General features: G+C 73.1%; 22 protein-coding genes. 13 read left to right on the top strand and 9 right to left on the bottom strand.

The genetic code is table 11. The features are described 5' to 3' along the window. Positions 1-5: 5 nt before the first annotated feature. The 3 genes from ACFW3D_RS23755 to ACFW3D_RS23745 all read right to left on the bottom strand — a co-directional run bounded on the left by ACFW3D_RS23755 (position 6) and on the right by ACFW3D_RS23745 (position 4980). The gene (locus ACFW3D_RS23755; RefSeq protein ID WP_500506770.1) at positions 6-890 is read right to left on the bottom strand and encodes a peptidoglycan recognition protein family protein; all 885 of its coding nucleotides are present in this window, start codon (positions 888-890) and stop codon (positions 6-8) included. 187 nt (positions 891-1077) lie between these two features. Beyond that, complete coding sequence (locus ACFW3D_RS23750) at positions 1078-4344, bottom strand: carbohydrate binding domain-containing protein (protein WP_500506768.1); 3267 nt, start codon at positions 4342-4344, stop codon at positions 1078-1080. Positions 4345-4515: 171 nt separating this feature from the next. After that, positions 4516-4980 carry an SAM-dependent methyltransferase gene (locus tag ACFW3D_RS23745; RefSeq protein ID WP_500506766.1) on the bottom strand — a complete coding sequence of 155 codons (465 nt, stop codon included), beginning with the start codon at positions 4978-4980 and terminating at the stop codon, positions 4516-4518. 94 nt (positions 4981-5074) lie between these two features. On the opposite strand from ACFW3D_RS23745, the gene ACFW3D_RS23740 reads away from it, so the two are divergent. Both ACFW3D_RS23740 and ACFW3D_RS23735 read left to right on the top strand, forming a co-directional pair. Continuing rightward, positions 5075-5833: a class I SAM-dependent methyltransferase gene (locus ACFW3D_RS23740; protein WP_500506764.1), complete on the top strand. Its 759-nt coding sequence runs from the start codon at positions 5075-5077 to the stop codon at positions 5831-5833. 445 nt (positions 5834-6278) lie between these two features. Continuing rightward, positions 6279-6605: a hypothetical protein gene (locus ACFW3D_RS23735; protein WP_500506762.1), complete on the top strand. Its 327-nt coding sequence runs from the start codon at positions 6279-6281 to the stop codon at positions 6603-6605. A 48-nt stretch (positions 6606-6653) separates the two neighbouring features. Here the strand turns inward: ACFW3D_RS23735 and ACFW3D_RS23730 are convergent, their stop codons facing one another. After that, positions 6654-7442 (bottom strand): class I SAM-dependent methyltransferase, encoded by a 789-nt coding sequence (locus ACFW3D_RS23730; RefSeq protein ID WP_500506760.1) that lies wholly within the window; start codon positions 7440-7442, stop codon positions 6654-6656. A gap of 252 nt (positions 7443-7694) precedes the next feature. Between ACFW3D_RS23730 and ACFW3D_RS23725 the strand changes: the two genes are divergently transcribed. After that, a complete protein-coding gene (locus ACFW3D_RS23725; RefSeq protein ID WP_500506758.1) occupies positions 7695-8228 on the top strand; it encodes a SigE family RNA polymerase sigma factor in 534 nt (177 codons plus the stop codon). Beyond that, positions 8225-9460: a hypothetical protein gene (locus ACFW3D_RS23720; RefSeq protein ID WP_500506756.1), complete on the top strand. Its 1236-nt coding sequence runs from the start codon at positions 8225-8227 to the stop codon at positions 9458-9460. Before ACFW3D_RS23725 ends, ACFW3D_RS23720 begins: the two co-directional genes overlap by 4 nt. Positions 9461-9662: 202 nt before the next feature. On the opposite strand, the gene ACFW3D_RS23715 is transcribed toward ACFW3D_RS23720, so the two are convergent. Beyond that, positions 9663-10901 (bottom strand): DUF4032 domain-containing protein, encoded by a 1239-nt coding sequence (locus ACFW3D_RS23715; RefSeq protein ID WP_500506754.1) that lies wholly within the window; start codon positions 10899-10901, stop codon positions 9663-9665. A gap of 65 nt (positions 10902-10966) precedes the next feature. Between ACFW3D_RS23715 and ACFW3D_RS23710 the strand changes: the two genes are divergently transcribed. Further along, positions 10967-12349, top strand: a complete 1383-nt coding sequence (locus tag ACFW3D_RS23710) for an FAD-dependent oxidoreductase (RefSeq protein ID WP_500506752.1) — start codon at positions 10967-10969, stop codon at positions 12347-12349. A gap of 18 nt (positions 12350-12367) precedes the next feature. Here ACFW3D_RS23710 and ACFW3D_RS23705 read toward each other — a convergent pair whose 3' ends face one another. After that, entirely contained in the window at positions 12368-13336 is a 969-nt protein-coding gene (locus ACFW3D_RS23705; protein ID WP_500506750.1) for a hypothetical protein, read from the bottom strand. Positions 13337-13892: 556 nt separating this feature from the next. Between ACFW3D_RS23705 and ACFW3D_RS23700 the strand changes: the two genes are divergently transcribed. After that, positions 13893-14213: a hypothetical protein gene (locus tag ACFW3D_RS23700; RefSeq protein ID WP_500506748.1), complete on the top strand. Its 321-nt coding sequence runs from the start codon at positions 13893-13895 to the stop codon at positions 14211-14213. A 30-nt stretch (positions 14214-14243) separates the two neighbouring features. On the opposite strand, the gene ACFW3D_RS23695 is transcribed toward ACFW3D_RS23700, so the two are convergent. Continuing rightward, positions 14244-14564, bottom strand: a complete 321-nt coding sequence (locus tag ACFW3D_RS23695; RefSeq protein ID WP_500506746.1) for a hypothetical protein — start codon at positions 14562-14564, stop codon at positions 14244-14246. Between the two features lie 300 nt (positions 14565-14864). After that, a complete protein-coding gene (locus ACFW3D_RS23690) occupies positions 14865-15521 on the bottom strand; it encodes a class I SAM-dependent methyltransferase (RefSeq protein ID WP_500506744.1) in 657 nt (218 codons plus the stop codon). 6 nt (positions 15522-15527) lie between these two features. Between ACFW3D_RS23690 and ACFW3D_RS23685 the strand changes: the two genes are divergently transcribed. From ACFW3D_RS23685 to ACFW3D_RS23655, 7 genes are all read left to right on the top strand, one after another. Continuing rightward, positions 15528-15863 carry a YnfA family protein gene (locus ACFW3D_RS23685; protein WP_500506742.1) on the top strand — a complete coding sequence of 112 codons (336 nt, stop codon included), beginning with the start codon at positions 15528-15530 and terminating at the stop codon, positions 15861-15863. A 135-nt stretch (positions 15864-15998) separates the two neighbouring features. Then, positions 15999-16769 carry an MHYT domain-containing protein gene (locus tag ACFW3D_RS23680; RefSeq protein ID WP_500506740.1) on the top strand — a complete coding sequence of 257 codons (771 nt, stop codon included), beginning with the start codon at positions 15999-16001 and terminating at the stop codon, positions 16767-16769. Between the two features lie 119 nt (positions 16770-16888). After that, complete coding sequence (locus ACFW3D_RS23675) at positions 16889-19366, top strand: sensor histidine kinase (protein WP_500506790.1); 2478 nt, start codon at positions 16889-16891, stop codon at positions 19364-19366. Continuing rightward, complete coding sequence (locus ACFW3D_RS23670; RefSeq protein ID WP_500506738.1) at positions 19363-19785, top strand: roadblock/LC7 domain-containing protein; 423 nt, start codon at positions 19363-19365, stop codon at positions 19783-19785. Before ACFW3D_RS23675 ends, ACFW3D_RS23670 begins: the two co-directional genes overlap by 4 nt. Positions 19786-19799: 14 nt before the next feature. Further along, a complete protein-coding gene (locus tag ACFW3D_RS23665; protein WP_500506736.1) occupies positions 19800-20195 on the top strand; it encodes a DUF742 domain-containing protein in 396 nt (131 codons plus the stop codon). Then, a complete protein-coding gene (locus tag ACFW3D_RS23660) occupies positions 20176-20766 on the top strand; it encodes a GTP-binding protein (RefSeq protein ID WP_500506734.1) in 591 nt (196 codons plus the stop codon). Before ACFW3D_RS23665 ends, ACFW3D_RS23660 begins: the two co-directional genes overlap by 20 nt. A 147-nt stretch (positions 20767-20913) precedes the next feature. Continuing rightward, positions 20914-21585, top strand: a complete 672-nt coding sequence (locus ACFW3D_RS23655; protein ID WP_500506732.1) for a hypothetical protein — start codon at positions 20914-20916, stop codon at positions 21583-21585. 27 nt (positions 21586-21612) lie between these two features. On the opposite strand, the gene ACFW3D_RS23650 is transcribed toward ACFW3D_RS23655, so the two are convergent. Beyond that, a complete protein-coding gene (locus ACFW3D_RS23650; protein WP_500506730.1) occupies positions 21613-22041 on the bottom strand; it encodes a PPOX class F420-dependent oxidoreductase in 429 nt (142 codons plus the stop codon). Positions 22042-22067 lie beyond the last annotated feature (26 nt).

Here is a 22067-nt window from a genome sequence, read left to right as displayed (position 1 = left end):
ACGGGTCAGCCCTTGCTCTTCGCGGTGCGCAGCGGGGGCCGGCCCTGCAGCCTGGCGGCCTCGGTGCGGATCTCCGGGAGCTCGGCGTACAGCTCCTTGCCGGGACAGTCGGTCATGTAGGCGTCGCGGTGGCCGGCGATGACGTGGAAGACCGCCCGCTCGCCCTTCTTGAACCGGCTCTTGCTGCTGCTGGACACCAGGGTGACCTCGCCCCGGGGGTCGACGTCGGACAGCCCGAGCTTCCAGGCGGCGATCCGGGCGATCGCCTCGGCCATCGCCTGCGGGACGCTGCCCTTGGCGTCGTAGGTGCCGATCGCGGCGATCCCCATGGTGTCCTTGTTGAAGCCGATCGAGTGCGCCCCGGTGACGGGGCGGTCGGAGCCGCCGGCGCGCCCCTCGTAGATCGTGCCGCACTTGTCGACGAAGAAGTTGTAGGCGACGTCGTCCCAGTGGCGGCTCTGGATGTGTCCGGAGTAGATGTCACGGATGATCCGGGGCACGTCCGCGCACTTGTAGTCGTTGCCGCTGTCCGTGTGGTGCAGGAACACCGCCTTGACCGTGGTGCTGTAGTGCGGGGGCTCGGTGCGCAGCGACTCGTCGGCCCCCCAGCTCTTGCGCGGGACGATGGCCGGCTCGTGGGCCGGGTAGAGCGGGACGCGCTGCAGCCTGGCCCGGGCGGCGAGATCGGGGAAGGGCATGAGCTGGGGGCTCGGCGCCGGGCGGGCGTGGATCGAGGGCGGGTCGGTGTGGATGATCGCGCTGTGCACCCCGAGGGCGGCCAGGGCGACGACACCGGCCGCCCCCGCGGCCGTCGCCCAGACGCGCGCGGTGTGCCGCGGACGTCCGGCCGCGCGGCGGCGCGCGTGCTTGGCCGCACGGCGTGAACCCATGAAATGAACATCAGCTCATATGACCGGCTCGCGTGGAGAGGACACGCCGGACGGGCCGCAGACCTCACCCGGATGCCGCCGCCGCCCCGGGGCGTTCCGCATGCCCCGGATGGTGTCCGGGTCCTGCCCGCGCCCGCGCCCGCCGGCCCGCCGCCGCGGCGCCGACCGCGGCGGCGGGCGCGGCCCGTCACTTCAGGTAGGGCCCGTCCGCGCCGACCTTGCCCGGCGCGGCATTGCCCCCGCCCAGGTCGAGGACGTACACGCGCAGGTTGCCCTTGCCCGGCGCATCGACCGACAGGCTCCCGCCGGTCACGGTCCTCACCGCGCCGGTCACCGCGTCCTTGTACGTGCCGTTGGGGATCCCGGTGAACGTGGCGCCGCCGCTGACCGTGACCAGGGCGAAGCTGTCCACCCCGGTGGCGGCATCGGTGTAGCGGCGCTTGAAGGCCATCTCGCCGCTGACCCCGGCGGTCGAGTACTGGCCCGTCTGCAGCGCCGGGACCGCCCGCCGGATCTGGTTCAGCCGCTGCACATGCTTGACCAGCGGCTGCGTGAGCGTCGTGGCCACCTGCCCGGACGCCGAGCCCACGCTGCCGAAGCCGGAGGCGGTGACGTCGCCCTCCAGGTGCGCCCCGTAGTAGGCACGGCCGGTGGAGGCCAGCGGACAGGTCGGACCGCAGTCGATCTGCTTGCCCTTCTGGAACTCGATCTCCGACCCGTAGTAGAGCGTCGGAATACCGCGGAAGGTCCACATCAGCGACATGTTCTCGGCCCACGCGTCGGTGCCCTCGGCGTAGCGGAAGGACGACTTGTTCGGTCCGTAGTCGTGGCTGTCGACGTAGACGACGTTGTAGGTCGCGTCATTGGTGCTGTCGTCGGAGTCCCTGCCGTTGTTGAAGGCGTTCGACGCGGAGCCGAAGTTCATGTGCATCCGCATGTCGATGACGTTCATCCCGGAGAACCGGCTGTGGTCCGGGGCGTGGTAGCTGTTGCCGTTCAGGAAGGCGTTGTCGGAGACCGGCTGGTTGCCGGTGCCGAGCTGCTCCTCGTAGGTGTACTGCTCCAGTGCGGCGGTGTCGTCGTCGCTGTAGGCCCTGCGCTCCTTCCACGTGTAGAACTGCGCCGAGTGGTTGACCGAGCCGCGGTTCCACTTGTCGTTGACGAACGCCGCGACCTCCCCGAAGACGAAGAAGTCCTTCGCCTTCTCTGCTCCGAACCGTGCCGTCACCTCGTCGTATATGGCGGGCAGGAAACGGCGGTTCCAGGTGACGCGCGGGATGTGCACGGCGGTGTCGATCCGGAAGCCGTCCACGCCCATGCCGATGTACTTGTCGTAGGCGCCGATGAGGTAGTTCTGCACCTGGGGGTTCTCGGTGTTGAAGTCGGCCAGGTCCTCGTGCAGCCAGCAGCTGCGGGAGTCCTCGCCCTCCCAGTTGCCGATCCAGCACCGGTGGTAGTACTTCGCGGGGAACATGCCCGAGGTCGGGCTCGGCCACTGGCAGTTGTAGAGGGTGTAGCCCTCAGCGCTCCTCCCGCCGGTGGGCACGCCCCAGTTGACGCAGGTGTTTCCGGTGGGCTCGGCGGTCGACCACAGGTCACCGTTGTAGTACGACTTGCCGGAGACCGGCTCGACCGTCAGGCCGTCGTACTCGAAGCCGTCCTGCCTCTGGTCGTAGTACCAGCTCCACTGGGCGTCGCGCACGCCGTACACGGTGGGCGTGAACAGGCCCTTGGCGCCCCAGCGCGAACTGTGGTTGTAGACGACGTCCTGGTAGACCTTGATGCCCTTGGCGTGCGCGGCGTTGATCAGGTCCTGGTAGGAGGCGCCTGCCGACTCCAGGCGGGGGTCGACCCGGTAGAAGTCCCAGCCGTGGTAGCCGTGGTAGTCGTAGTCCGAGCGGTTGAGGACGACGGGCGTGATCCAGATCGCGGAGAAGCCGAGGCCCTTGACGTAGTCGAGCTTGTCGACCAGCCCCTTGAAGTCGCCGCGGAACATGGGGTCGCCCCCGGCGGCGTTGCCGGACTTCACGTGCTGGCTGCCGCCGCGGTCGTTGGAGGTGTCGCCGTCGTAGAAGCGGGCGGTGAGGACGAAGTAGATCGGATCCTTGCGCGGGTCGCCGCCCAGCGGCTCGCCCGGGGTGGTCCGCGGGGCCTCGCCGGTGGTGACCGTGGCAGGGGCCGAGGCGGCCGAGGCATTGCCGGCGGCGTCGAGCGCCTTGACGGTGTAGGTGTAGGCGGTGCGTTCCTCCAGACCGGTCTGGCTCGTCACGGTCGAGCCGACGTGCGCGATCGACGTGCCCTTGGTGCCGCCGGTGCGGGTGACCTCGTAGCCGGTGACGCCGGTGTCGTCGGTGGAGGCGGTCCAGCTCACCACGACCGCGGTGCCCGTCGCCTTCGCGGTCACCCCGGTGGGGACGCCGGGCGCGGTCGTGTCCGGCTCGGACGCGGCGCACGGGTCGTCGGCGTCGCGCGTCACGACCCTGTTCCTGACCGTGCTGACGCCCTCGGTGAGCTGGTAGTTGCCGCCGTTGTTGTTGTCCCAGGTGCCGTTTCCGTTGTTGAACGCTGCCTGCCAGTCGGTCGCGGTGCCCAGGTCGACGGTCCTGCGCACCCAGCCGGTGCAGGCGGCCTCCATGGCGACGCCGGGGACGGCCGTCCAGGCGCCGCCGGCCGGCGCCCAGTGCAGGTTGTACGTGCTCCAGCCGACGGTGTCCGTCGCGTAGTAGACGGTGGCGTCGTGACCGGACGGTTCGCCGGTGCCGTCGCACGGGTCGCTGTGGGCGACGGCGCCGTCCTTGACGGTGATCGTGCCGGTGCCGAGCCGGTAGTTGCCGCCGCCGTTGTTGTCCCAGGTGCCGCTGCCGTTGGTGAAGGTGGCCTGCCAGTCGGTCGCCGTGCCCAGGTCCACGGTCAGCCTGACCCAGCCGGCGCACGCCGCGGCCATCCGCGTACCGGGTGGAGTGGTCCAGGAGCCGCCGGTGGGGGCCCAGTGGAGGTAGTACGACGGCCAGTCACGGTTGCCGGTCGCGTAGTACACGGTCGCGCTGGTCGGTGCGGCGTCGGCACACGGGTCGACCGTGGTCACCGCCCCGGAGGAGACGGTGCTGGTGCCGGTGGCGAGCCGGTAATCGCGGCCGCCGTTGTTGTCCCAGGCGCCGCTGCCGTTGGTGAAGGCGGCGGAGAGCCCGCCGGCTCCGCCCAGGTCGACGGTCCTGGAGTACCAGCCGGGGCAGGCCGCATCCATGGCGACGCCCGGCACGGTGGTCCAGGAACCGCCGGTGGGCGCGTAGTGGAGGTTGACGGAGGTCCAGGCGGAGGCCGGACGGTAGTAGACCGTCGCCGAAGTGGCGGCGAAGGACAGGCCCGTCGGGAGCAGGCCGGTCAGCAGGCCGCCGACGAGCAACAGCACGGTGCGCAGCGCGCGATGGCGTCCAGGGCGCGCGGGTCGGGTCATACGGGGGCTCCTCGGGCAGGGGCCGCCGTGGGCGGCGGCCGGTGCGGGTGAGGCAGGCCCTCCCGCGCGCCACGAAAGGAACAGCCGTGAGATTCCTGCAAGTTGCTGCAAGAAGCTTCATGAGATTACTGGGACATGACAGGGTGGTAAAGGGGTCCCGCGCGGGGACGCTCAGTAGTAGTCACGCATCAACTCGGTGGCCCATGAGGGCTGGAAGGCCGCGTCACGCGGTCCGAACTCGGCCATCCACGGCTTGAGGTCGAGCACGGGCGTGCCATCGACCGCGTCCAGCCCGGCGACGTGGACGTCCAGTCCCTCGACCCGCAAGATCTTGCAGCGGGACACCCCCAGACGATTGGGCCGGTTCTTGCCGCGCTGGGCGAAGATGCCGATCAGCGGCCATCGCTCGTTGCCGCGCGGATGGCGCGCGCCGGTCTCCACCCGCTCCTCGGGGACCCGGTCGAAGTGGAAGACCACCTCCAGATGGGAGAAGGTGTCCAGGCCGTACAGCGCCTCGGGCCCGAAGCGCTCCCCGTCCAGCCGGATCGCCGCCTCGACGCCGCCCCAGTCGTCGTCCTCGACCGGCGCGCGGCCGCCGGTCACCCATCCCACGGGCCGTACCTCGATCGCCGTCATGCGCGTTCCTCCGCTGTCGTCCACGGCTCTCCCGTTGATCACTATGTGAGATATGGGTATCAGTTAATGGACTCCCGTGGCTAGCGTGGAGGTCATGACGCGGGAATGGGACGCCACCACATACGACAGCCTGCCGCTGCCCCACGCGCAGTGGGGCCGCAGGATCCTCGACCGCCTCGCGCTGCGCGGCGACGAGCGCGTGCTCGACCTGGGCTGCGGCACCGGACGCGACACGGAGGCGCTGCTCGGCCTGCTCCCGTACGGCCGTGTCGTCGCCGTCGACGGCTCGCTGCGCATGCTGGAGCGGCTCCGCGGGCGCCTCGCCGGGCGCCTGGACCGGGTGGAGGTCGTGCACGCCGACATCACCCGTCCGCTCCCCGTGACGGGCAAGGTGGACGCCGTCACCAGCGTCGCCACCTTCCACTGGATCCCCGACCACGCCGCGCTCTTCCGCGGCGTCGCACGCGTTCTGCGTCCCGGCGGACGCCTCGTCGCCGAATGCGGCGGACGGGGTAACATCGCCGGTGTCTCGGCCGCCGCGGACGAGGTCCTCGGCCCGCAGCCCGCCGACTGGAACTTCGCGGGCGTCCAGGAGACCGAACGGCGCCTGCGGGAAGCCGGGTTCACCGAAGTCGAGGTCGCCCTCACGCCCGACCCCGCCCGTCTCGAGCCGGGCCCGCAACTGCTCTCCTACCTGGCCGTCGTCGTTCTCGGCGGCCGGCTGGAACGCCTTCCCGCCGAGGATCACGAGGCCTTCGTCCGCGCCGTCGCCGAGCGCCTGCCGGAGCCGGTCGTGGACTACGTACGACTGACGATCTCGGCGACCCGCGGACCCGACGGGGCGGAAGCGTAATTCGCTTGCGGAGGCCGCCCGGTACGGGAGCGATCACCCTGCGCCGCCCGGTGCGGCGGCCCCTGACTGTACGTCACGCGTGAAGGTGACGCGGAGGCGGTCGTGACCGAGGTCTGCGCGACCCTGGGCAGCACTGGCGGCGCGCACGGCGCCGACGAGGTCGTCGCGGCCGCGCCGGCGGCAGCGCTCGCCGACCCGGCACGCCCGTACGAGGAGCGCATCGCCGCGGGAAGGGCGGTTCACCGCCCTCGCCCGGTCCTACGCCGCGCTCGGCGAGCTGCGGGGCGCGCTCGGCACCCTCGTCGAGCAACGGGAGCTCCGCATCCTCGATCGCCTGGCCACCGGCCACCCGGTCCGTCCCCCGGCCGTCCACGACGCGTTCGCGGACGCCCTGGAGCGCGCGGGGCTGCCGCGAGCCGCCACCCGCGTCGCCTTCGACGCGGGCATGGCCGCGGTGTGCGAGGGCGACGCCGGACTGACCCGCTGGGACCACTGCCTGCGGCTCGCCGAACGCCATCCGGGCGCCCTGGAGGCCGAGGAGCGGTACTACGCCCAGGACGGCGCACCGGACTTCCTGAAGGCCCTCCTGGAGGTCGCCCGCGCCCTGGCCGGGCGTCCCGGCGCCACGGCCGGGCTCCTCGCGGCGCGGCGCGCCTCGTCGGCCACGGCGGCCGGTCCGCCGAGTGGGCGGCTCCGTGGCCCGCCGAACCGGACGCCCTGCGCGGGCACCCCGACCCCGACGTGGCGGAGGCGGCGCTGCTCGTCCTCCTGAGGCGGCCGTTCCCCGGATGAGGGCCGTCCCGATGGCTCCGGCCGCCGGTCAGCGCCGCCGGGTGATCCGCAGTTCCGTCAGGTACCGCTTGACGACGCGACCGCCGTACCGGCCGTCGGCCAGTGCCCGGATGCAGGCCAGCAGGGCTTCCCGCCGGGCCGCGGGCAGGGCGCGATGATTGGAGTAGCTGAGCAGCAGGTCGAGGTACTCGGCGGTGGTGTACGGCAGTTCGCGTTCATAGCGGTGAAAGACGGCCGGCCCGAAGCGCCCGGAGCGGTCCGTCTCCCCGCTGTCGGCGGGCACCTGGGCCGCCGCGCGCGGCCGCAGGCCCGGCGGCGTCGCCGGGTCGAAACGCTCGTAGCACTCCTGCACGTCCGCGAAGAACGCCCGGGTGCCGCCGTCCACATGATGGGTGCCGATGACGGCCAGCACCCCGCCGGGGCGCAGCGCGTCGGCGGACTTGACGACCGCCACGGCGGGGTCGATCCAATGGAACGCCGTGGCCGAGACGACGGCGTCGAACGGCTCGTCAGGGAGCGGCCAGTCCTCGAACGCGGAGACGACCACCTCGACCCCCGGGAACCCGGCCAGCCGGCGCCGGGCGACCGCCGCCATCGACGGGCCCAACTCGACGGCCGTGACGCGGAAGCCGCGCTCCGCGAGCGGCATGGTGGCCTGCCCGGTACCGCAGCCGATCTCCAGCACGCGCGCGCCGGGGCCCAGGCCCGCGACCGTGGCCAGATCGTCGAAGACCACGCCGGGATACCCCGGGCGGACCCGGTCGTACAGCTCGGCGTCCTCGTCGAAGACGCCCCTCAACGAACTCCGTTCGGTCACCCGTCGAGACTACGGCCGGGACCCGGGCAGTGTTCCGGACGTCGGCTCTTCCTCGACCCGCCCCCAGGGTCCTCCCGCGAGCCCGTGCGGCGGCCCCGTCCGGCTGCGGCCGTGACGACGACTCCCCTCTCGCACGCCGCCGCAGATAGACGCCAACGCGGTCTGTTCGTTCTCCGTCCACCCGGCATAGTGCCGGGCTGCCAGAGGCGTCATAGGGGGTGCCGATCGATCCGATCGACACGGAAGGTGACGATGGACGCCCTAGGGCAAGAAAAGTTCAGAGAATTCGTGACGCTCCGGTCGTCCGCTCTGATGAAGCTCGCGGTGCTGCTGAGCGCGGGGGACCTGCGTGAGGCGGAGGACCTGCTGCAGAACGCGCTCGTCAAGGCCGCGGGCCGGTGGCGTCTCATCGAGGAGCCGGAGGCCTATGTCCGGCAGGTGCTGTACCGGCAGCAGATCAGCCGGTGGCGGCTGCGCCGGCGACGGCGCGAGACCACGGTCCCCGTCCCGCCGGACGGCGTGGCCGCGGACGCCACCGGCGCCGCCGACCTGCGGCTCGTCGTACGCGGCGCGCTCGCCCGCCTCAGCCGGCGCCAGCGAACGGTGCTGGTCCTGCGGTACTTCGAGGACCTGCCGGAGGCCGATGTGGCCCGGCTGCTCGGCTGCTCGGTGGGCACCGTGCGCAGTACGACACATCGGTCCCTGGAACGGCTGTGCAAGATCGCGCCCGAACTGACCCGGCCGGCCCTCGGCTCCGGCCTCACCGCGGTGGAGGTGTCCCGATGAACGTGGAACAGGTGGTGCGGGAGACGCTCCACGAGATGTCCGCCGTGGAAGGTGCCCGCGTGCCCGGCGACTTCGCCGAACAGGTCCTGCGCGTACGGCGCGCGCGCCGCGTCCGCAAGGTGGCGGCCGTCGCCATGGCGACGGCGGCGGTGCTCGTCGCCGCGCTCCTGGTGTCGGCACTGGATTCGGACGGTGCCGAACGCAAGCTGCCCTCGCGCCTCAGCGACGCCGACATAGTGACCGATCTGAACCACACCCCGCCGCTCCACCAGGTGGCCGCCGGGGACACCGCGCTGTCCGCGTACTACACGCTGGGCTGGGGCTCCGAACACGACTCCGTGAACCCGATCGTGCGGACCTGGTATCTGCTCAACACCAGCACCGGCCGGTACGAGAAGACCCCCTGGGCCTACATCGACGTCGCCCCTGGCCTGAAGACCGCCGCCGTACTCGAAGGCCCGCTTCCCGCCAAGCGGGTCGGCCTGGTCGACATGAGCACCGGAAAGGTCACCCGCTGGATCGGCCTCGGCCATGGTGCGGGCGGTTTGTCCTGGTCGCCGCAGGGCGACAAGCTCGCCGTGACCACGTACGTGGCCAAGAGGACAGCGGAGGGGGAGAACTGGAAGTCAACAGATCCGGGAGGTTCGGATGTCCCGTTCTATTGGACATTGCGCGGGAGGTTCTGGGGCATCGAACGCACCGGCTACTACGTCGTCCGACTGGCGGGCGGCACGTCGGCCTGGCGCAGCTACCCGGTGTCGAAGGGGGCGCACGAGTCGCCGTTCGCCGACCGGACCGAGGACGCCCAGTGGACGCATGACGGCAGCCTGATCATGTTGAGGGACGCAGAGAAGAGACGGATCGTCAGGTTCTATGATGCCCGGGGACGGCAGCGTCCCGGACCCGCGGGCGAGTCCCCGAGGCTCTTCGGGCTCGGCCTGTCGCCGGACGGACGGCTGACCGGCGATCCCGTGATGCCCCTTCGGCCCACGAAGGTGCTCGACGTCAGAACAGGCAAGACCGCCGGCACCCAGATGACGGAGGAACTGCTCGCCTGGGCGGACAACCACCGTGTCCTCGCCTGGGAGACGTACCGCAAGGGCTGCTCCGAGGGCCAGTTCTGTCAGCGCCTGGTCGTGGTCGACATCGACGGCAAGCACCTGAAGCCGCTGACCACCTCCCGGACGCCGAGGCCCGGCCAGGCGTGGGAGCCGGTGTTCACCCGCCGCTGACCGCTCTGGCCGTACGCAGGGCGGCGGGGGCCGTGACCTTGCCGCCCTGCGCCACGGCTCGATCCCGAAGAGCGGCATGGCCCGCGGCGGTGCGGCGGGCACCGCACGAAGGCGGTCGAGTGCCGCGGGCCATTGCCGGCGCCGCGACGAGTGCCGCGACCGCCACGGCCTCCCCGGCGTCCACGGTGCGGGTGAACAGCGCCTAGTCGGGCGGCAGGGGAACGGCGGGCCCCTGCGGCGACGCCAGGAGGACGTTGCGGATGTAGTCCTCGACCGCCGCGTCCAGCCCCACGTCGCGCTGGGCCCGTTCCGACATGAGCCAGCGGTGCTCCAGCAGCTCGTGGTAGATCTGCGCGGTGTCCAGCGAGCCGCGCAGCTCGCGCGGCACAGCGCGGACCGTCGGCCGGAAGACGTCGCGAACCCACCGGTGGGCCAGCACCTCGGGGCGGGCGCCCAGCGGGTCGCCGGGGGCGTAGTCCTCCTGGGAGGCCATCCACGTCTCGAGGTCGTTGAGGAGGCTGCGGGCCTGGTTCTCCTCGGCGTCCAGGCCTGTGAGGCGGAGCAGCTGGCGCTGGTGGTGCCCGGCGTCCACGACCTTGGGCAGGAAGGTGACGTCGTCGCCGTCGGGCGACTTCTGGATCTGCATCTCCGCGACGTCGAAGCCGAGGTCGTTCAGCCGCCGGATGCGCCGGTCGATGTAGTGCCGCTTGGCCACCGGGTACACCGACTCGCGGGTGAGCTCGTGCCACAGCTCCTCGTAGCGGTCCGCGATCGCCTGCCCGAAGGTGACCGGGTCCACCGACGGGTGCAGCGAGCCGCCCGCCTCCAGGTCCATCAGCTCGCCCGCGATGTTCACCCGGGCCACCTCGATGTCGTACTCCCGCTGGCCGCGCGAGAGCTTGGGCTGGATCTGCCCGGTCTCGGCGTCCACCAGGTAGGCGGCGTACGCGCCCGCGTCACGGCGGAAGAGGGTGTTCGACAGCGAGCAGTCGCCCCAGGCGAAACCCGCGAGATGCAGCCGGACCAGCAGCACGGCCAGTGCGTCCAGGAGCCGGTTGACCGTTCCCGGGCGCATGGTCGTCTCGAACATCGAGCGGTACGGCTGCGAACCGCCCAGGTGGCGGGTGATCAGCACCGGCTCCAGCGGCTCTCCGCGGTCGTCGGTGCGCCCGGTGACGACGGCGAGGGCGTCGACCGCGGGTATGCCCATGCGGTCCAGGTCCCGCAGCAGTCCGTACTCGCGGACGGCCGCCCACTCGCCGACCTCCTTGACCGCCACGACCTCGTCGCCGGCCAGCGCGAAGCGGACGACGTGCCGCGAGATGCCGCGCGGCAGAGCCACCAGGTACTCCTCCGGCCACTCCTCCAGCGGCACGTTCCACGGCAGGTCGAGGAGGGTCGCCGGATGGTCCGGGGAGGTCGCGGTGATCTGCAGGTCCATGGCGCCCAGTCTGCGGCAACGGGGTGATCGCGCGGGACACCGGGGCGGCGCTTACGCTGCGGGGCATGAGGGAACGGCTGGTGGTCATCGGTGGGGACGCCGCGGGGATGTCGGCGGCGTCGCAGGCGCGCAGGCGGAAGGGGCCGGACGAACTGGAGGTCGTCGCCTTCGAACGCGGGCGCCGCACCTCCTACTCGGCCTGCGGGATCCCGTACTGGATCGCCGGGGACGCCACCGGCCCCGACAGGCTGATCGCCCGCACACCCGAGAAGCACCGTGCCCACGACATCGACGTGCGGCTCGGCACCGAGGTCGTCGAGATCGACCGGGACCGCGGCCGGGTGCGCACCCGCGACGTCCTCGGCGGGGCGGAGGAATGGACGGGGTACGACCAGCTCGTCATCGCCACCGGCGCCGTGCCCAAGCGCCCCCCGATCCCCGGGATCGAAGCGGAGGGCGTGTACGGGGTGCAGATCCTCGACGACGGCGAGGACATCATCGACGCCCTCGAACGGAGGCCGCTGCGGAACGCCGTCGTGGTCGGCGGCGGCTACATCGGCGTGGAGATGGCCGAGGCCATGCTGCGGCACGGCCTTAAGGTCACCCTCGTCGAACGCTCCGAGCAGCCCATGGCGACCCTCGACCCGGACATGGGCCGGCTCGTGCGGGAGGCCATGGAGGGCCTCGGCATCACCGTCGTCACCGGAGCCCCGGTGCGCGAGGTGCTCACCGGGACTGACGGCCGGGTCCGCGCGGTGGCCACCGACAGGGGCGAGTACCCCGCGGACGTGGTCGTCCTCGGTCTCGGCGTCGCGCCCAACACCGGACTCGCCCGCGACGCGGGGCTGCCGACCGGTGCGCACGGCGGGCTGCTCACCGACCGCGCGATGCGCGTGCGCGGCGAGGAGGCGATCTGGGCGGGCGGGGACTGCGTGGAGGTCCTCAACCTGGTCTCCGGCGGGATGCAGCACATCCCGCTGGGCACCCACGCCAACAAGCAGGGCCGGGTCATCGGCACCAACATCGGCGGCGGCTACGCCACCTTCCCGGGCGTGGTGGGCACGGCCGTCAGCAAGGTCTGCGACCTGGAGATCGCCCGTACCGGACTGAAGGAGTCCCAGGCACGGGCCGCGGGCCTGCAGTACGTCACCGCGGTCATCGAGTCCACCAGCAGGGCCGGCTACTACCCCGGCGCCGCCCCGATGACGGTCAAGGCCATCGCCGAGCGGCAGACCGGACGGCTGCTCGGGCTGCAGATCGTCGGCCGCGAGGGTGCGGGCAAGCGTGTGGACATCGGCGCGGTGGCGCTCACCGCGGGCATGACCGCGGAACAGATGACCGCGCTCGACCTGGGCTACGCCCCGCCGTTCTCGCCGGTGTGGGACCCGGTCCTGATCGCCGCGCGCAAGGTCGACGACAAGGTCCGGGCGGACGGCCGGGGCGCCTGAACCGAACGCGGTGCAGGCTCAGGCGGGCCGTACGGCCAGCTTGTCCAGGGCCTCCAGCAGACCCGGTAGCTCCGGCCCCCGGCCGACCGGCAGCACCTCGCCGGGCTCCTCGTCGAGCAGCACGAAGGCGATGTCGTCGGTGCGGGCCACCAGGCTCCAGTCCTTGCCGTCCACGCGCAGGGTGCGTACGCCCTCGCCGGCGGCGGTCGAGCGTATGCGGCCGGGCGGCGGTGGCGTACGCACGTACTCCTGGGCCGCCTCTAGCGCGCGCCGCACCCCGGGATGGGTGCCGCCGGTGGCGCCGTCCGCGGAGCCGGCTCCTTCGTCGGGCCCCTCCCCGGACGGCTCCTGGGATCGCTCTCCGGGCTCCTTCCCCGCGGGTTCCCGCACCACCCCGTCCGATGCGCCGGCTTCCGCGGGCGTGTCCGGGCCACCGGAGTCTCCGGCGTGGCCGGCGCCGTCGGCCCCTTCCGTGCTGCGGTCGTCCTCCGAGGCGTCCGACTCGTCGCCACGGTCGAGCTGTTCCCGCCAGATCCGCCACCGGAGGGCTATCTCGTCGGCGCCCAGGCGCCGCTGAGCAGGCCCCCACGTCCCGGTGTCCGGCGGCGAGAGCGGCCGGCCGCTCTCCGCCTCCGGGGGATCGTGCGGATCGGGGACACCCGGCGCGGCCACCGCGACCGGCAGCGGCCAGCCGGGCAGCGCGGCGACGACGGAGCGCTCATCGGGGGAGAGGTCGTACTCCAGCCCGCAGTCCCACGCGGCGAGGGCGCACGCCACCAACGCCGTGTCGCTGATGGCCACCGTCCAGCGGGCGCCCGTCCCGTCCTGGCCGAAGACGAGGCCGTAGCCGTCGTCCAGCGCTTCCAGCCCGAGTTCGGCGCACGCCGCCGGATAGTCGTCGGCCAGGACGCTCGGGAACTGCGCTGGCGTCAGCATCGCCGCCGTGAGCACGAACAGCGCGTCGTCGTCCGTCGCGGACACGGGCATCCCCTCTCCGGTGGATTCGCAGTGGTGGGCGCACCCTAACCACCGGGTAACACCCGCGTCGAGACCGGGACCGCGCCCTGTGGAAAACCGTTCGGCGGCCGGATCGCCCGCTTCCACTCCGGCGTCATGGTCAACTCCCGCGCCCACCAGGGCGTCCGCCCGCGCGGAAGCGGCACCGTCGGCTCCGCTTCGACGGCCGCGCATTCGTGTGGACCGCCCGCATCGGACACGCCCACCGGCCCGACGGCACCCTGCCACCGTGTCGTCCTCGTCCTCGTCCGCGTGACGGATCCCGCCGTTCCCGGTGGCCGCGCCCTCGTCGCCGATCTCGTGCCGATCTCGGCCGGCCTCGGAGCCCGGTCCTCGGGGGGACACTGCGTCACCGGCAGCGCCCATCCCACCCCGCGTGACGTCCGCCTGCTCGTCGAGCACGCGCCCGCCGCCGGCCGGGAACCCAGCGGAGACGGCGCCCCTCGTGCCGACCGCGGACAGCGGCGACCCCACCCTCGCGGTTCCCGCTGCCCGCGGGCGGGAACGCCCTTGGGGGAGAGGGGTGATGCGGATGTCCACCTGGCTCCGGAGGTTCGGCTCGGCGCGGCCGCCGGGGAGGTCCGCGAAGCCCCCGCCGCCCGTGCCGGAGCCGTCACGCCGGGCATCGCGCGAGCGCAACCTGTTCGAGGCGGCCGCCGCCCATGTCGCGGCCTCCGTCGAAGGGGACGAGGAGGCGCTCGAGGCCGCTTCGGCGCGCGTGACTCCGGAGGCGCTGATGTTCGGGATCAGTGAACTCGCCCGGCGTGCCGTCGTGGTGCTCGCCCAGGAGCGCGGTGTCCCGCCGCGGGCGGTCGCCCGGTCGCTGCTGGGCCTCCCCGAAGGCTGAGACCCCCGCCGCCCCAGGAGGCCCGGGCCGTCAGGTCCGGCCCTCCACGGCGGGCGTGGCCTCGGACTCCCGCGGGCCGTGGCCGGGGAGGAAGAGCCGCATGGAGCAGTGGTCCTCGGCCACCACGCCGACCTCCATGCCCCAGTGGGCGCTCAGCCGTCCGGCGACGTCGACCAGCCGCCGGCGCTCCTCGGGCGAGTACGCGGGGAAGCGCACCCAGCCGCGGTCGGAGACGGCGCGGCCGAGGTCGTTGAAGAGCGTGGCCCGCGCGCGCCGCTCCTCCTCGTCCGTGAGCGGTGTCGGGTCCCCCTCGCGGGGCACCAGCCGGACGTTGTAGAGCTCTCGGGTCACGGGCGGCCTCGCACTTCTCCTCGGTCGGACGTCCGCAGGCTACCGCGCGTACCTGCCCCCGGCCGGACCGGCCGGGGACAGCACCCCAAGGCGTCCAGGATGGTGCGCCACCGGCCCGGCCGCGCCCGCGTCGCGGCCCGGGCGAGCGTCAGGACGCCGCGCCGGGAAGGATCGTCCGGTTCCTCGGCCCGCGGCGGGCGGTCGCCGTCGTGGCAGAAGCTCGGGCTCCTGCGGGAACGCGAGCGGGCGGCGCGACACCGCTCTCTGCGGGGCCGGGTCGACGAGGTGGCTCGACAGGGCCTACGCCTTCGCCGACGCCAACGCCAGGAACCGGTCATCGGTGTCGGTGTAGGAGGTCATGGTCCACCCCGAGGACTCCAGCAGCGGCCCCAGGTTGGGCTCGGCGCGCAGGTCGTCCGGGGTGAGCTCACGGCCCTGCCGGGCGGCCAGCGCCGCCCGGCCGATGGGGTGGAAGAGGGCCAGCCGGCCGCCGGGCCTGGTGACCCGGGCCAGCTCCCGCAGGCAGGCGCGCGGGTCGGGCAGGTGCCCGATCAGTCCCGCGGCGAAGACGGCGTCCAGGGTGGCGTCGCGCAGCGGCAGCCGGGCGCAGTCGGCCAGCAGCAGGGCGCCGTGCTCCCGGCGCCCGGCCCGCGCCGCGGCGGCGAGCATCTCGGGCGTCAGGTCGGCGCCCACGACCGTCCCGGCGGCCCCCACGGCCGCGCGCAGGAAGGGCAGTGCCCGGCCCGTGCCGCATCCCGCGTCGAGGACCGCCTGGCCCTCCCGCAGGCCCAGTTCGGCCACACCGGCCCGGTAGACGGGGGCGTCGTCGGGGTAGCGGGTCTCCCAGTCGGCGGCGCGGGCGGCGAAGAACGCGCGGATCTGCGCGGGGTCGGTGTGCACGACGGTCCACCTCCGGTTCGGGGCGCGCCCCGGTGCGCACGGGACGCGGGGCATCATGGTCGCATGATCCCGTTCCGTTCCGTCGCCTTGTTCCTGCTCGCCGCGCTGCTGGAGATCGGCGGCGCCTGGCTGGTCTGGCAGGGGCTGCGCGAGCACCGCGGATGGGCGTGGATCGGGGCCGGCGTCATCGCCCTGGGGCTGTACGGGTGCGTCGCCACGCTGCAGCCGGACGCCGAGTTCGGCCGCGTCCTCGCCGCCTATGGCGGGGTGTTCATCGCGGGCTCGCTCGCGTGGGGGATGGTGGCGGACGGCTTCCGGCCCGATCGCTACGACGTGGCGGGCGCCCTGGTGTGCCTGGTGGGCGTGGGGATCATCATGTACGCGCCGCGCGGTGGCTGAAACACGCTTCCCTTGTGCAGGTTCGGGCCGCACGCGATCGCCCGGGAACCCCATCCGGTAAGCGCGTTGTCAAATAAGACAGGGTTCCGTCATGGCCCGAGCGTGCGACCACCCCCGCACTAGCGTCCCGGGGCCATGGGACACATCGACCACGCCGCCTTCGGCTGGCTGACCCCGCTGCTCTCGTACGCCATGGCGTGCGTCGGCGCGGCGCTCGGACTGCGCTGCACCGTACGGGCCCTGGCCGCGACCGGCCGCTCCCGGCGCAACTGGCTGCTCACCGCCGCGAGTGCCCTCGGCACCGGCATCTGGACGATGCACTTCGTCGCCATGCTCGGCTTCCGCGTCACCGGCACCGAGATCCGCTACAACGTCCCCCTGACCGTCCTCAGCCTGGCCGTCGCGATGGTGGTCGTCGGCCTCGGCGTCTTCGCCGTCGGCTACGGCGGCGGCCGCTTCCGCGCCCTCGCGGTCGGCGGCCTCACCACGGGCCTCGGCGTGGCCAGCATGCACTACCTGGGCATGGCCGCCGTACGCCTGCACGGCGCGGTGTCCTACGAACCGTGGCTCGTGGCGCTGTCGGTCGTCATCGCCTGGGCCGCCGCGACCGCCGCCCTGTGGGCCGCGCTCACCATCCACCGTCCCGTGGTCGTCGCCGGCGCGTCCCTGGTGATGGGCGCAGCGGTCAGCAGCATGCACTACACCGGGATGCTCGCCGTCCACGTCCGGGTCCGGCCCTCGGTGGAGGTGCTGCCCGGCTTCGGCGCGACCGCGTTCCTCTTTCCCCTCATCGTCGGTCTCGGCTCCTACCTCTTCCTGACCTCGGCCTTCGTCGCGCTCTCCCCGACGGCTAGGGAACGCATCGCCTCCGCGACCGCCCAGCGCGTCGGCGAGGGTGCCCTGTGACGCCGCCACGGGGCCGCAGAGCGCACGCCGGGCTGCCCGCGGACGAGGAGACCCTTCGCGCGGCCGACGGCGTACGGGGCGACGGGACGCAGGGCCGGCTGAGTCTGCGGCCGAGGAGCGTGCGCGCGAAGATCGTGTCCCTCCTCATGGTGCCCGTCGTCTCCCTGATGGCGCTGTGGGCCTTCGCCGCCGTCACCACGGCCCAGGACGTCTCCGGGCGGCTGCGTGCACAACGCATTGCAGAAACGATCCGCGAGCCGGTCGCCGACACCGTGAGCGCCCTGCAGGCCGAACGCCGCGCCGCCACCCGCTACCTGGCCCGGCCCACCGCCGGGGCCGCCGCCGAACTGAGCAGGCGCGCCACGGCCACGGACCGCGCCGCCGCCCTGCTCCAGCTGGGCGGCGGCCACACCGTCGCCGACGGCACCGGCCTGCCGGGCACCGCGGCCGTGCGGGTCCGCACCTTCGTCGGCGACCTGGAGCGCCTGCGCAGACTCCGCCCCGGCATCACCCGGGGAACGGCCGACTGGCGGCAGACGTACCGGTCCTACACCGACGCCGTCACCGACGGCTTCGCGATCGGCGGTGCCCTTGCCACCTCCCGCGGGGAACGCGCCGCCCTGGAGATCGGCCGCGCCGCGGAACAGCTGTCCCGTGAGGACGCCCTGCTCGCCGCGGCCGCCCTCACCCGCGACCTTCCCACGGACCGCTACCGCGACCTGAGCGGCGCCGTCGTCGCCCGCCGCGTCCTGCTCGCGGGCTCCGCCGCCGACCTCGGAGGCGACGGCCGCACCTCCTGGGAGCGGCTGGTGCGCTCCACCGCGTACCGGGACCTCGAGGCCATGGAGGACGCCGCCCTCGACGCCGGGCCCGGCAAAACGGCGGCGGACGGCGTGCGTCCCGATTCCTGGGACCGGACGGCAGCACAGGTGCTGTCCGGGCTGGGGCAGGTCGCCACGGTCACCGCGCCCGCCGACCGGACCGTCACACAGAGCCTGTTGAGCACGTCGGGCATCGCCGTCCTGCTGGGCCTCCTCGGCGTCGTCGCCTCCCTCTTCATCTCCGTGCGGATCGGCCGCGGCCTCGTCGTCGAACTGATCGGCCTGCGCAACACCGCGCTCGAACTCGCCCGCCGCAAACTGCCGCGCGCCATGCGACGGCTCCGCGCCGGCGAGGAGATCGACCTCGGCAAGGAGGCACCCCTCGGCAGGCACGGCGCCGACGAGATCGGCCAGGTCGCCGAGGCCCTGGCCACCGTGCAGCGCGCCGCGCTGCGCGCCGCCGCGGAGCGCGCCGAGCTGGTCAACGGGGTCTCCGGCGTCTTCGTCAACCTCGCCCGCCGCAGCCAGGTCCTGGTGCACCGTCAGCTGGCGCTGCTCGACAGCATGGAACGGCGCACCGAGGACCCGGGCGAGCTGGAGGACCTGTTCAGGCTCGACCACCTCACCACTCGTATGCGCCGGCACGCCGAGGGCCTGATCATCCTCTCCGGCTCCGCTCCCGGCCGCGCCTGGAGCAAGCCGGTACCCCTCACCAACGTGGTGCGCGCCGCCGTCGCGGAGGTCGAGGACTACGCCCGGGTCGAGGTCCGCCGGCTCCCCCTTGCGGCGGTCGTCGGTTCCGCCGTCGCCGACCTCACCCATCTGATCGCCGAACTCGTCGAGAACGCCACCCAGTTCTCCCCGCCGCACACCAAGGTGCGCGTCTACGGCGAACAGGTCGGCAACGGCTACGCCCTGGAGATCGAGGACCGCGGCCTCGGCATGGGCAAGGAAGCGATGTCCGAGGCCAACCGGCGCATCGCGCAGACCCAGGCGCTCGATCTGTTCGACAGCGACCGGCTCGGCCTGTTCGTCGTCAGCCGGCTCGCCCGGCGGCACGACGTCCGGGTGTCCTTGCGCTCCTCCCCGTACGGCGGCACCACCGCCGTCGTCCTGCTGCCCACCGCCCTGCTGGACATGAGGGCACCCGAAGCCCGACCCCCACGGGGTGCCGGGACGGGGGGCGCGGCGTCCGGCCCGCACGGACCCCGCCAGGGGTCCGCGGAGGTCCCGCCCCCGGCGGGGGCCTCCCCGCGCGGCGACGGCGACGGGCTGCCGCGCCCCTCCGCGCCCCGGCCCGTCCGCCTGCCGGAGCCCGCGGCGGCGCCCGTGCCCGCCCCGGCCCGCGGCGGAGCACCCGTTGCCGCGGCCGTCGGCGCCCCTGGGGCCGCGCCCGCCGCCGACGGCGGACTCCCGCGCCGTGTGCGCCGCGCGAGCCTCGCCCCGCAGCTCCTGGAGCCTCGGGCACCCGAACGCACCCCCGGGCCGCGGGACGCGGGGCACGACGTCCCCGAGCGGACGGCGGAGCAGGCGCGTTCGACGATGGCCGCCTTCCGCCGGGGCTGGATCCGCGGCGGCGGAGCCGGAGCCCGTGACGCCGCCGACGGGGAACCCACTGGCCCGCGCCCCCTGCGGCCCGCCCCGGCGGCCGGCGGCGCCCGTCCCGCCCCCGGAGGACCGGGCCACCCGGACGGACCGGACACGACACGCGAGGACGGCGGGCAGGACCGTGCCCGCACCACGGACCCGGCACCCCGCGAAGGAGACCATGGATGATCGACGCATCGAACCGGTCCGGTGAACTGGACTGGCTGCTGGACGACCTGACCGACCGGGTGGCCCATGTCCGCCACGCCGTGGTGCTGTCGGGCGACGGCCTGGCCGTGGGTTCCTCGCGTGGGCTGACCCGGGAGGACGCCGAGCACCTGGCGGCCGTCGCCTCGGGCTTCCACAGTCTCGCCAAGGGTGCCGGACGCCATTTCGCGGCCGGCCAGGTCCGGCAGACCATGGTCGAACTCGACCAGGGTTTCCTCTTCGTGGCCGCCGCGGGCGAGGGATCGTGCCTCGCCGTGTTCACCGGGGCGGGCGCCGACGTCGGCATGATCGCCTACGAGATGGCCCGCCTCGTCAAGCGCGTGGGTGAGCACCTGCACACCCCGCCGCGCCTCGGCGCCACCGGCCCGGCCGCCGGCTGACCGGCGCACAGGTGATGGACGGCGGGTACCCGCGCGGGCCGGAAGGCCACTGGTACGACGACGCGGCCGGCCCCCTGGTGCGTCCGTATGCCATGACCGGCGGCCGCACCCGGCCCGGCACGGCGGTCGCCGCCCTGGACCTGATCGCCCTGGTGCTTGCCGAACCCGGTGCCGCGGACGATCCCGCACTCGAACCCGAGCACAACGTGCTGCTCACGCTGTGCCGTGACGAGCCTCTGTCGGTCGCGGAACTGGCGGCCGACGCCGACCTGCCGTTGGGCGTCGTACGCGTCCTCCTCGGCGACCTCCTGACGCTCGGCAGCGTACGGGTGAGCACTCCCGTACCGCCGGCGCACCTACCCGACGAGCGCATCCTGCGAGAGGTGATCAATGGACTCCGGGCACTCTGAGACATCGGTCATGGCCCTGAAGATCCTCATCGCGGGAGGCTTCGGGGTGGGCAAGACCACCATGGTGGGCGCGGTGAGCGAGATCCGGCCGCTGCGCACCGAGGAGGAGCTGACCGAAGCCGGGCGCCATGTGGACGACACCATGGGAGTCGAGCGGAAGTCCACCACCACCGTGGCGATGGACTTCGGCCGCATCACCATCAGGGCGGGTCTGTCGCTCTATCTGTTCGGCACCCCCGGTCAGGACCGCTTCTGGTTCCTGTGGGACGAACTGTCACAAGGGGCGCTCGGCGCGGTCGTTCTCGCCGACACCCGCCGCCTGGAGGACTGCTTCCCGGCCGTGGACTTCTTCGAGCACCGGAAGATCCCGTTCGCCGTCGCCGTCAACCTCTTCCCCGGCGCGCTGGAGCACCGCCCGGAGGACATCGCGCGCGCCCTCGACCTGCAGGACGGCACACCGGTCGTCCTGTGCGACGCACGGGACCGTGCATCGGGCAAGGAGGTGCTGATCGCCCTCGTCGAGCACGCAGGGCGGATGCACGCGGCACGCCTTCTGGAGTCGGTGCGCTGACCCTCGGTGGCGAAGCGGGGCACCCTAGCAGAACGGCACCGCCGATGAAGGAATTCACAGCGCATTGAGAGAGGGCCGAACCGGGTGCGTACAGGTGGCCAGACGGGGCGCACGGGCCCCGACGCCCCTACCGCTCAAGGAGTCCAGATGCACAAGCGGATCGGTGCCGCAGTCGCCGGAACGGCCGCTGCCCTCCTCCTCGTCACCGCCTGCGGCGGGTCGAACGGCTACGACCAGGCCAGCAGCGTGGCGCCGGCGGCCCAGCAGCAGAACGCGGCCCAGTCGGCCACCGCGCAGCCGGGCTCCGGTTCCTCCCTGGGCGGCTACGGGTACGACAGCGAGGCCTCGGCCGACCCCTCCTCGGACAGCGGTGACGGATACACCGGTGGTACGGACGACAGCTCCGACAGCGGCAGCGCGGACGCCGTCTCCGACAAGAAGTGGCCCATCCTCTCCGTCGTCAACGACGCCAAGCTGGGCGACATCCTCGTCGACTCCAAGGGCCGCACGCTGTACCGCTTCGACAAGGACACCGACTGGCCGATGGTGTCCAACTGCACCGGCGAGTGCCTCAAGAAGTGGCCGGCCGCCAAGCCCGTCACCAAGGCGCAGGCCGAGGCCGCCGGCCTCAACCCCAAGCTCGTCAGCACCTACACCCGGCCGGACGGCACCAAGCAGCTGTCGTACAACTGCTGGCCCGTCTACTGGTTCGCCGGTGACACCAAGCCCGGCGACACCAACGGCCACGGCGTGGGCGGCACCTGGTGGGCCATGGGCGCCAACGGCAAGAAGGCCAACGGCGGCAAGCCGATCCGCTGACCCGGACGGGCGGCGGGCGCGCGGGGCTCAGTCCGCCACACCGGACTCGGCGAGCACCTTGTCGATCCGCACCCGCACGAGGAGTTCACCGGGCACCCCATTGCGCGCCCCGAACGCCTCGGCGACGTCCTCGCCCATGTAGCGGGCGGCGAGCCGGGTGGCCCACTCCCGCAGGGGACCGGGTTCCTCGCTCACCTCCGCCCGTCCCTGCAGCACCACGTACGCGAACGGCGGCCGGTCATCGTCCACGCACAGGGCGACCCGGCCGTCGCGCGTGATGTTGCGGCCCTTGACCGTCGCCTTGCCCGTGTTGAACACGATGTCGTCGCCGTCCAGCAGGAACCAGACGGGCGCCACATGCGGCGTGCCGTCCGCCCGCGTCGTCGCCAGCTTCCCCGCACGCGTCCCGGCGGAGACGAAGGCCCGCCACTCTTCCTCGGTCATCCTGTGTCCCATGCCCCCATCCTGCCCCGGACGGCGGC

Origin of the sequence: Streptomyces sp. NPDC058864 (assembly GCF_042742985.1) — a bacterium.
GTDB lineage: Bacteria > Actinomycetota > Actinomycetes > Streptomycetales > Streptomycetaceae > Actinacidiphila.
Note: the sequence above shows the minus strand (reverse complement) of the source record. Positions and strands in the feature narration are given on the sequence as shown.

Excerpts from the sequence above, each read along its gene's own strand:
- ACFW3D_RS23755 (WP_500506770.1), bottom strand. The coding sequence starts at position 890 with ATGGGTTCACGCCGTGCGGCCAAGCACGCGCGCCGCCGCGCGGCCGGA.
- ACFW3D_RS23750 (WP_500506768.1), bottom strand. The coding sequence starts at position 4,344 with ATGACCCGACCCGCGCGCCCTGGACGCCATCGCGCGCTGCGCACCGTG.
- ACFW3D_RS23745 (WP_500506766.1), bottom strand. The coding sequence starts at position 4,980 with ATGACGGCGATCGAGGTACGGCCCGTGGGATGGGTGACCGGCGGCCGC.
- ACFW3D_RS23740 (WP_500506764.1), top strand. The coding sequence starts at position 5,075 with ATGACGCGGGAATGGGACGCCACCACATACGACAGCCTGCCGCTGCCC.
- ACFW3D_RS23735 (WP_500506762.1), top strand. The coding sequence starts at position 6,279 with ATGGCCGCGGTGTGCGAGGGCGACGCCGGACTGACCCGCTGGGACCAC.
- ACFW3D_RS23725 (WP_500506758.1), top strand. The coding sequence starts at position 7,695 with ATGGACGCCCTAGGGCAAGAAAAGTTCAGAGAATTCGTGACGCTCCGG.
- ACFW3D_RS23720 (WP_500506756.1), top strand. The coding sequence starts at position 8,225 with ATGAACGTGGAACAGGTGGTGCGGGAGACGCTCCACGAGATGTCCGCC.
- ACFW3D_RS23715 (WP_500506754.1), bottom strand. The coding sequence starts at position 10,901 with ATGGACCTGCAGATCACCGCGACCTCCCCGGACCATCCGGCGACCCTC.
- ACFW3D_RS23710 (WP_500506752.1), top strand. The coding sequence starts at position 10,967 with ATGAGGGAACGGCTGGTGGTCATCGGTGGGGACGCCGCGGGGATGTCG.
- ACFW3D_RS23705 (WP_500506750.1), bottom strand. The coding sequence starts at position 13,336 with ATGCCCGTGTCCGCGACGGACGACGACGCGCTGTTCGTGCTCACGGCG.
- ACFW3D_RS23700 (WP_500506748.1), top strand. The coding sequence starts at position 13,893 with ATGCGGATGTCCACCTGGCTCCGGAGGTTCGGCTCGGCGCGGCCGCCG.
- ACFW3D_RS23690 (WP_500506744.1), bottom strand. The coding sequence starts at position 15,521 with ATGATGCCCCGCGTCCCGTGCGCACCGGGGCGCGCCCCGAACCGGAGG.
- ACFW3D_RS23685 (WP_500506742.1), top strand. The coding sequence starts at position 15,528 with ATGATCCCGTTCCGTTCCGTCGCCTTGTTCCTGCTCGCCGCGCTGCTG.
- ACFW3D_RS23680 (WP_500506740.1), top strand. The coding sequence starts at position 15,999 with ATGGGACACATCGACCACGCCGCCTTCGGCTGGCTGACCCCGCTGCTC.
- ACFW3D_RS23670 (WP_500506738.1), top strand. The coding sequence starts at position 19,363 with ATGATCGACGCATCGAACCGGTCCGGTGAACTGGACTGGCTGCTGGAC.
- ACFW3D_RS23665 (WP_500506736.1), top strand. The coding sequence starts at position 19,800 with ATGGACGGCGGGTACCCGCGCGGGCCGGAAGGCCACTGGTACGACGAC.
- ACFW3D_RS23660 (WP_500506734.1), top strand. The coding sequence starts at position 20,176 with ATGGACTCCGGGCACTCTGAGACATCGGTCATGGCCCTGAAGATCCTC.
- ACFW3D_RS23655 (WP_500506732.1), top strand. The coding sequence starts at position 20,914 with ATGCACAAGCGGATCGGTGCCGCAGTCGCCGGAACGGCCGCTGCCCTC.
- ACFW3D_RS23650 (WP_500506730.1), bottom strand. The coding sequence starts at position 22,041 with ATGGGACACAGGATGACCGAGGAAGAGTGGCGGGCCTTCGTCTCCGCC.